An 8,142-nucleotide genomic window follows, 5' to 3' on the forward strand; every position below is an offset into this window, starting at 1 on the left:
TAGGCACCGCTTGCCCATTCCCAGTAGAGTAGCACTAGGACCAACTTCCAGAAATATTTCATAACCCTGCTGAGCGATCGCGTTCATCCCCGATGCGAATTGCACCGTTTCTCGCATATGACGACGCCAATAGTTTGCATCAGGGATTTCTCCAGCCTTGAGCATTTGACTCGTCAGGTTTGAGATTAATGGAATGCCTGGAGTTTTAAACTGCACTCTTGCTGCCTTGCGCTCGAATTCGTCGAGGCAAGGCTCCATTAGTGGCGAGTGGAAGGCGTGAGAAACCTGCAAAGGCTGTACAGTAATTTCTTGCGACTGCAGCTGACCGATCGCTTCCTCCACGGCCTCTCGCGCTCCCGATATGACGATGTTTTCCGGGCCGTTCACAGCAGCGATGGATACAATAGCGTCTCCCGAAGCGATCGCCACCTGTGTTTGATTCAAAGCAAGAGTATCGCTCTCGTTCTCCTCACCGCTCACCACCCGTGTCTTATAGGAACTAAGAGCAGCTCTCACCCTCGCCTCAGACGCAAACACCACTGCCATCGAACCGTCGTGGGGTAAGGACTGCATCAGCCGACTTCGTTCAACAACCAGCAAGAGTCCCTCTTCCAGGCTGAAGACCCCAGCCACACAGGCTGCCACGTATTCCCCTAGGCTGTGACCCATGACAACATCTGGCACAATCCCCCAGGAACGCCACAACTGCGCTAGGGCATATTCCAAGGCAAATAGCGCTGGCTGGGTATATGCAGTCTCGTGCAACAGATCTGTCGCATCCGACGCAGAATAGAGTAACGACAGCAGGGGGTGCTCCAAATAGGGACCGAGCAATTCGTCGCATCGCTCCAGAGCTTGGCGGAAAGTGGGTTGGGTTTCGTAGAGCTGACGCCCCATGCCAACATACTGAGAACCCTGACCGGTGAAGAGAAATGCTATCTTCGGACGATTCCTGCTCTGGACTTGTCCACTTACCAATCCAGATGCCTGCTTCCCATTGACGAAAGCACCCAGTAATTCTTGCAACTGCATAGTAGATGCGCTCGCGATCGCAACTCGGTGGGCAAAATGCGATCGCCCGGTATTAGCGGTGAAACAAACATCTGCAATCGACGCCTGAGGATAAGCTTCCAAGAATGTCTGATAACGCTGTGCCAGCAATTGCAAACTATTCTCACTTTTTGCTGATAAAGTCAATAAGTGCAGAGGACGATCGACATCTACCGCTGTTTTTGTAGGTACAGGTGGCTCCTCCACTACCACATGAACATTCGTACCGCCGAAGCCAAATGAACTCACCCCTGCAAAACGACGCTTTGCACCGACCAACCAAGGGTGTCGCTCCTTGGGAATTGAAAATGAAGTATCTTCCCAAGAAATATACGGATTCAACTGGTTCAGGTGCAGGTGGGGTGGAATTTCCCCATGCTGTAAAGACAGCACCACCTTAATCAGACTGGCGATGCCAGCTGCAGCTTCCAAATGACCAATATTGGTTTTAACCGAACCAAAAACACAAGGCTCGTTTGGAGAACGATCGGACATCAGTACCGCTTTGAGGGAATCTACCTCAATGGGATCTCCCAGGGATGTGCCCGTACCGTGGGTTTCCACATAGCTAATTTGAGCGGGTGCCACCCCAGCGTTTTCCAATGCTTGACGGATGACCATCTGCTGGGAAGGTCCATTCGGCGCTGTTAGCCCATTACTACGTCCATCCTGGTTGATTGCAGAGCCTTTGATTACTGCCAGGATGTTGTCTCCATCCCGCAGCGCATCAGAGAAACGCTTAAGGAGTACCAGACCGCAGCCTTCCCCTCGTACATAACCATCGGCGTCGGCTGAGAAGGTCTTACAACGACCATCAGTAGCCATCATCCGTGCTTGAGAAAAGGCGATGGTCAGCTCCGGAGATAGAATCAGATTCACCCCACCAGCTAGAGCCAGGTTGCACTCCTTATTTTTCAAACTCTGGCAGGCCAAATGCACTGCAACCAGCGACGAGGAGCAGGCGGTATCTACTGCTAGACTTGGCCCCCGCAAATCCAGCACATAGGACAGGCGGTTGGCTGCAATGCTGAGGGCATTACCGGTACCAGTGTATGCATCGATACGATCGCAATTTTCAAACTGAAGCCGAGAATAGTCACTGCTGCTGATGCCTATGAATACCCCCGTTTGACTACCAGCTAGCTTATCCGGCGCTTGCCCAGCGTTTTCCAGTGCCTCCCAAGCCACTTCTAGCAGCAGCCGTTGCTGGGGATCGATGCGCTGGGCCTCTCGTGGAGCAATCCCGAAAAAGTAGGGATCGAATTGGTCTACTCCATCGAGGAATCCGCCCCAGCGGGTACTCATTTTCCCTGGAGTTGCTGGTTCTGAGTTATAGAAGGCGTTGATATCCCAACGAGCTGCAGGCACTTCAGTGATGGCATCCACCCCGTCTCGCAGCAACTGCCAGAACGCTGTTGCATCCTTAGCACCAGGGAAACGGCAACCTAGACCAATGATGGCAACAGCGGAGTCGGAGGGTTTAGCGTCCTTCGCCTCCGTCTCAGTCTCCCCAAGAGCGTCCACATCGATGGGATCTGCTGATGTAGCAAGTTCCTCAACTAAATGCGGGACAAGGGCTTCAATGGTGGGGTAATCATACACCAGGGTTGGAGAAAGTTTACGGCCGAGCCAATCCCCTAACTCACCCGAAAGGCTCACCGCCGCTACTGAATCTAGACCGTAGCGGCTGAAGGGTTGCTGAACATCTATGTCTTGGGGATTAACTCGAAGCCGCTGGGCAATATTAGAGACTAACCAGGCTTGAATGGCTTGGGCTTTTTTGTGAAACTCTCGATCGGAACTATTATGCTGGGAGCCATTAGTCCTGCCTGAGCTAGATTGTTGCTGTTTGCTTTGAAGCACTTGCTGCAATGGGGTTTCTACTTCCTCAACCCGACCCTGGGACTCTACTTTACTTTCAGGATTTGTCCTCCACTCCCCTACTACATCCAAGTTGCCAGCCAGGAAACCAGCGCGACAAGCACGACGCTGAATTTTGCCACTAGAAGTTTTCGGGAGGCTTCCAGTCTTGAGCAGCAATATGGCATAAACTTCTAACTCGTGCTGCTCAATCACTGCCTGATAAATACTTTTTCCGATCGCATCTACATCTAGATTACGGCGGGAAGTACGTTCTACCTCACAAGCAACCACCAGTCGCTCCTGTCCGTTCACCTCCACTGAAAATGCGGCAGTGCAACTAAGTTTTACTACCGGGTGGCTCTGTTCCACTGTCAGTTCAATATCTTGGGGATAGTGGTTGCGACCCCGGATAATAATTAGGTCTTTGAGACGACCTGTGACAAACAGCTCACCGTCCTGCAAAAATCCTAGGTCGCCTGTACGCAGAAATGGACCCTCTCCCGTGTCCGCCAAGTAAGCTCGGAACGTAGTCTGTGTCTCTTCGGGACGGTTCCAGTAACCCTGGGCAACGCTGTTGCCCCAAACCCAAATCTCTCCCACGAACGACGGCTGGCAACGGGTTAAGGTTTCGGGATGGGCAATGACAATTTGCTGCTCTAGCAAGGTTTGACCACAGCCAACTAGCGTCCGAACTTCATTATTTTCGCCAGAAGCTGAAACTACCCGATGTTCCTCCAGCGCATCTCCTTGGACGGTTGTAAGCACTGGCAAGGCTGCCTTGATGCCACCAGAAACCAGCAGGGTTGTTTCCGCCATTCCGTAACAAGGGTAGAAAGCTTCTCGGCGAAATCCATAGGGTTCAAAGGCAGTTGCGAACCGCTCCAGCGTCTCGGCACGAACAGGCTCAGCTCCGTTGAAAGCTACATCCCAGCTACTTAGGTCAAGAGTCTCCCGTTGTTCGTTGGTTATTTTGCTCACGCATAGCTCGTAAGCAAAGTTGGGTCCACCGCTAGTGGTAGCTTTGTAGCGGCTAATAGCCTGAAGCCAGCGCACAGGGCGTTGCAGAAAAGCCACGGGAGACATGAGAATGCAGGTAATACCCAAGTACAGGGGCTGAAGCACATTCCCAATCAGTCCCATGTCATGGAAAAGGGGTAGCCAACCTACGAAGATAGTTTTCTCCGTATGCTGCATGGCATGCTGTATCATTTGTTCGTTGTGCAGCAGATTTCCATGACTTACCATCACCCCTTTAGGTGTACCCGTAGAACCTGACGTGTACTGGAGAAACGCCAGGGTGTCCCTGCTGATAGCTGGCTGTAGCCATGCTTGTGCTAAGTCGCTAGCAATGTTGTCTGTAGCCAGCCAATGTAGAGCTTGTAGAGCCGGAGACTGGGTAAACTGGCGTTCTACATTGGACAATACGGTTTTGGTGGTGAGCGCAATAGTTGCCCCTGCATCTGCCACAATCGATTGAAGGCGGGATAGAGACTGGTTACGCCTGGGTGGATACGCCGGGACAGCAACGACTCCAGCGTACAAACACCCGAAAAATGCGGCTATGAACTCCAAGCCAGGTGGGTAGATCAGCAGCGCCCGCTCCCCACTTGCCCCTAAATTTTGCAGCTTGGTTGCGATCGCTCGTGCCTGCAAATCCAATTCTAGATATGTTAAACTCGTTTCTTGTGTTTCTCCATCCAGGAGAAAAGTAAAAGCCTCTTTGTCAGGCTGGTATAGCGCTTTACTATGAAGAATGTCTACTAAAGTGTCCACACTATCGACGTTTAAAAAACTTTCACACCCTGAGTTCTGACTGGCAACCATTTAAATATTTCCAGCAATGGGACATATTGGAACTACAACCCCTACGCCACTCTTGTTCCTGATAACATCAATCGGCTCCGATCGTTGAGGATGAAAATTTATTCAACCAAGATATTGAGACCGCTTCTCGATACAGCGACTCAGGAGATATTGGGGTTTTTGGTTTCATAGAACACTATGATAATAACATATTGCAATCCTTTTCTCCAAGGTCTACCTGAGGTATTGTTCAAAATAAATCTGTAGTTATACATACAATTAAGTACAAAATAGCTCAAATTCCCACCAATAACCCTGGTTGATTCTGGGGCTGTATTATAGGATTCACGTGCCACCATTAACGCCAATTTAAGGATGCGCTTGGGTAAACTCAGCTCCTGTAAAAGTCGATGTTCTTAAAGCCAAACTCAGTCAACTGAAATGATCCAAATCCCTGATAGTAGCTTGGGCGGTTAAGGCCGTAGCCCGTTTAGGCGGCTATTCGGGACATTGGACGCATTTGAAAGCGGTGCAAAACCAACCTGCCTCGCCTACATTAAGGAAGGGTGGACTGACATAAGACCGCATAGTCTACAGAAAAAAATTGATAAATCTGTTCGACAAGCTTAGCATTGCTCTATGAGTAGTACATCGACTTTTGACACATGGGTTAGCTGGCAATCGCTAAATCCCCACGCAAGCCTGCGTCTGTTTTGCTTTCCGTACGCCGGAGGTGCAGCTCTGACTTTCCGGACCTGGCCTGATAGCCTACCGATCACTATCGAGATCTGTCCTGTGGAATTGCCTGGACGGGGAAAGCGGATAACGTCCGTCCCATTTACTAGGCTACAGCTCCTTGTTGAGGCGATCGCGATCGCCATTCTTCCGTACCTAGACAAACCCTTTGCTTTCTTCGGTCACAGTATGGGCGGACTTGTCAGCTTTGAGCTGGCTCGTCTACTTCGTAAAAACTACGGTAAGAGCCCTGTTCACCTCTTCGTATCCGGTTACCGCGCACCTCAAGTAGACGATCCAGATCCACCAATTCATGATTTGCCAGAGCCTGAGTTCCTCGAAGAACTCCGCCGGCTCAATGGCACGCCCGAAGTCGTGTTAGAGAATACTGAACTGATGCAGCTGCTCCTTCCTGCTCTACGAGCAGATTTTGCCGTCATAGAGACTTACGCTTACACACCTGAGTCGCCACTTGATTGTCCCATCACTGCCTTTGGTGGTTTACAGGATCGAGAGGTTAGCTACGATGACCTGAAAGCTTGGATCGAGCAAACAAATGCTGCATTCTCACTGCATATGCTTCCTGGCGATCATTTCTTTTTGCAGTCAGCCCAGCCACTCTTACTACAGTCCCTTTCGCAAAAACTGTACTCCTACGTCTAGTCCTAGGATAAAGAAGCTTGTAGAGGGAGAGCGATTTTTTCGAGGGGAAGTGGAGCAGACAAGGCGGTAAGATAGCTGAATGTCTAATTCGTGCTTCCCCATCATCTACAGCACTTCCGGATGTTATGAGGTACAATAGAATCGACTAAAAATAATATACAAATGAAAGCATATTCAGTAGATTTGCGCTCCCAAATAGTAGCAGCCCATCTCGAGCAGAAGCTGTCGATCAGAAAAACAGCACAGGACTTACGCAACTGTCACAACTGTTCCTTGCACTATGGACAAAAAAATCAGACAATAAACATCGAAACATCAGGGCGTTTCAGTTGCTCAATTAAATAATTTGACGTAAGGATTCAGGTAAAAAATAGTTGATTGAGAGCCGAAAAATCTGGTAATGTAGTCAGATGAGCGAAAAACCCGAGTTATCAGCAGCACTAAAATTAGAAATAGTTGAGCAGTTAAGCCGTGAGGAACTGGTCGCAATTGTGCTGACGCAACAGAAGCTGATTGAAAAACTACAAGCAGAACTCGAAAAGCTCAAAGAGAGACAGCCCAGCAATAGCAAAACATCATCGAAACCCCCATCAAGCGATCTCATACAGAAATCAGAGCTTGCCAAAGTCGAGCGCTCAAAAGAGTCAGAAAAAGAGCCTGCATCGTAAACCAGGAGGACAGCCAGGACATATTGGCAAAACCCGAAAAGGATTTGGACGAGTGGATAGATATCAAATCAGCACTCCGGACTAAGAGTGAGCATTGTGGTAGCAGAGAATTAAGTGATGCGATGGGTTACAGCAAACAGCAGGTAGCCTGTGCCGGTTGCCAGACCAATTGAAGTAGTGGAATATCAACGAGTCAAGTGTCAATGCCTAGAATGTGGAGCAATGGCACTCGGATCGGTCTCACCGGGCATCGTGGCAGGACAAGACTTGAGTATCGATCTACAAGCATTATTGGTATGGTTAGGTAATTATGGGCACCTATCCTATGAAAAACAACAAGAATTGCTGCGGGAATTAGGTGGAATCGAAATTGGAATCGGCACCTTACAAGCAACAAACGCGCGGTTAGCCAATGCTGTAAAGCCGGCCATCGAAGCCTTGTGGAAATGGGCACCATTACAACCCAGCATCCATGTGGATGAAACTCCCCCGGTGTGTCAAGGGAGTCAAAGAATGGTTATGGACAGCGACAGGTAAAGATTTTTGCCTGTTTCATGCGGCCGACACTCGCAGTAGAGCCGAATTAGAGACAATGCTGGGTTCGGAGTTTGCTGGTGTGTTGAGTTCCGATGATTTTAGCGTATATAACGGTGTGATTGTGGGAGCGCAGCAGAAATGTTTAGCCCATCTACGGCGACATTTTAAGAAAGTTCTGCAAATGGGCCACGGTAACAACACTGTCGTCGCGTAAGGATTCAGGTCTTTGATTCGGGAATAAGAGAAGGCATAAATAAGTCACAAGAATGGGCAGATAGAGCATCACGGAAAAAATCTATTCCACGGATACCTTGAAACCGACAAGTCTGAATCACAGATAACAAATCAGCAGTTTGTTCAAACCGAGACATGGAGCGGGAACCGCCAGATACCTTACGCTTCGTCACGGCTAATCGCAAAGAACGTTCTGCCAAATTATTATCAGGAGGAATGGATGGATGGTCTAAAAAGTACCACCACTGTTGCGCTTTCTCACGCAATGAACGCAGTAAAAGTCCAGCAGCATAACCAATATGACCTTGCCAAGTATTTAACAATTCTGCCAGCCTCACCTTAAAGTCCCTCGCCCAAGTGTGATAATCGAGTTCTTCAGGCTGCTCGCGCCCGGAGTCGATGTTGTCGAAATGCCTCATCAATTAATTCCAAAAATGCCTCTGCGACGACGTAAGGATTCAGGTGGTGGGTATTGACAACTGTGATACGGGAAAGTAGAATATAGCAATTATGAAAAAACACCTGCCACCCAAACTCAACAGTGAAACCTTAAAACAGTTGGCGACAGAGAAACTGGTAGAGATGATCG

Annotated in this window: 3 protein-coding genes and 2 pseudogenes; 3 read left to right on the plus strand and 2 right to left on the minus strand. The window is 49.2% G+C overall.

What is annotated here, in order from left to right:
- A partial coding sequence (locus ACUVJL_RS33780; RefSeq protein WP_445249826.1) for a beta-ketoacyl synthase N-terminal-like domain-containing protein occupies nucleotides 1-4,737 on the minus strand: 4,737 nt, incomplete at its 3' end.
- A gap of 618 nt (nucleotides 4,738-5,355) precedes the next feature.
- On the opposite strand from ACUVJL_RS33780, the gene ACUVJL_RS33785 reads away from it, so the two are divergent.
- The 3 genes and pseudogenes from ACUVJL_RS33785 to ACUVJL_RS33795 all read left to right on the plus strand — a co-directional run bounded on the left by ACUVJL_RS33785 (nucleotide 5,356) and on the right by ACUVJL_RS33795 (nucleotide 7,533).
- The gene (locus tag ACUVJL_RS33785) at nucleotides 5,356-6,114 is read left to right on the plus strand and encodes a thioesterase II family protein (protein WP_445249827.1); all 759 of its coding nucleotides are present in this window, start codon (nucleotides 5,356-5,358) and stop codon (nucleotides 6,112-6,114) included.
- Between the two features lie 410 nt (nucleotides 6,115-6,524).
- Nucleotides 6,525-6,782, plus strand: coding sequence for a hypothetical protein (locus ACUVJL_RS33790; protein WP_445249828.1), 258 nt, complete (start codon nucleotides 6,525-6,527; stop codon nucleotides 6,780-6,782).
- Nucleotides 6,783-7,004: 222 nt separating this feature from the next.
- A pseudogene (locus tag ACUVJL_RS33795) lies at nucleotides 7,005-7,533 on the plus strand (IS66 family transposase).
- 4 nt (nucleotides 7,534-7,537) lie between these two features.
- On the opposite strand, the pseudogene ACUVJL_RS33800 reads toward ACUVJL_RS33795, so the two are convergent.
- Nucleotides 7,538-7,849 (minus strand): annotated as a pseudogene (locus tag ACUVJL_RS33800) (IS66 family transposase); the annotation flags it as partial.
- Nucleotides 7,850-8,142 lie beyond the last annotated feature (293 nt).

It is taken from the genome of Microcoleus sp. OTE_8_concoct_300 (assembly GCF_031383065.1).
Taxonomy (GTDB): Bacteria; Cyanobacteriota; Cyanobacteriia; order Cyanobacteriales; family Microcoleaceae; genus Microcoleus.

Excerpts from the sequence above, each read along its gene's own strand:
- ACUVJL_RS33785 (WP_445249827.1), top strand. The coding sequence starts at position 5,356 with ATGAGTAGTACATCGACTTTTGACACATGGGTTAGCTGGCAATCGCTA.
- ACUVJL_RS33790 (WP_445249828.1), top strand. The coding sequence starts at position 6,525 with ATGAGCGAAAAACCCGAGTTATCAGCAGCACTAAAATTAGAAATAGTT.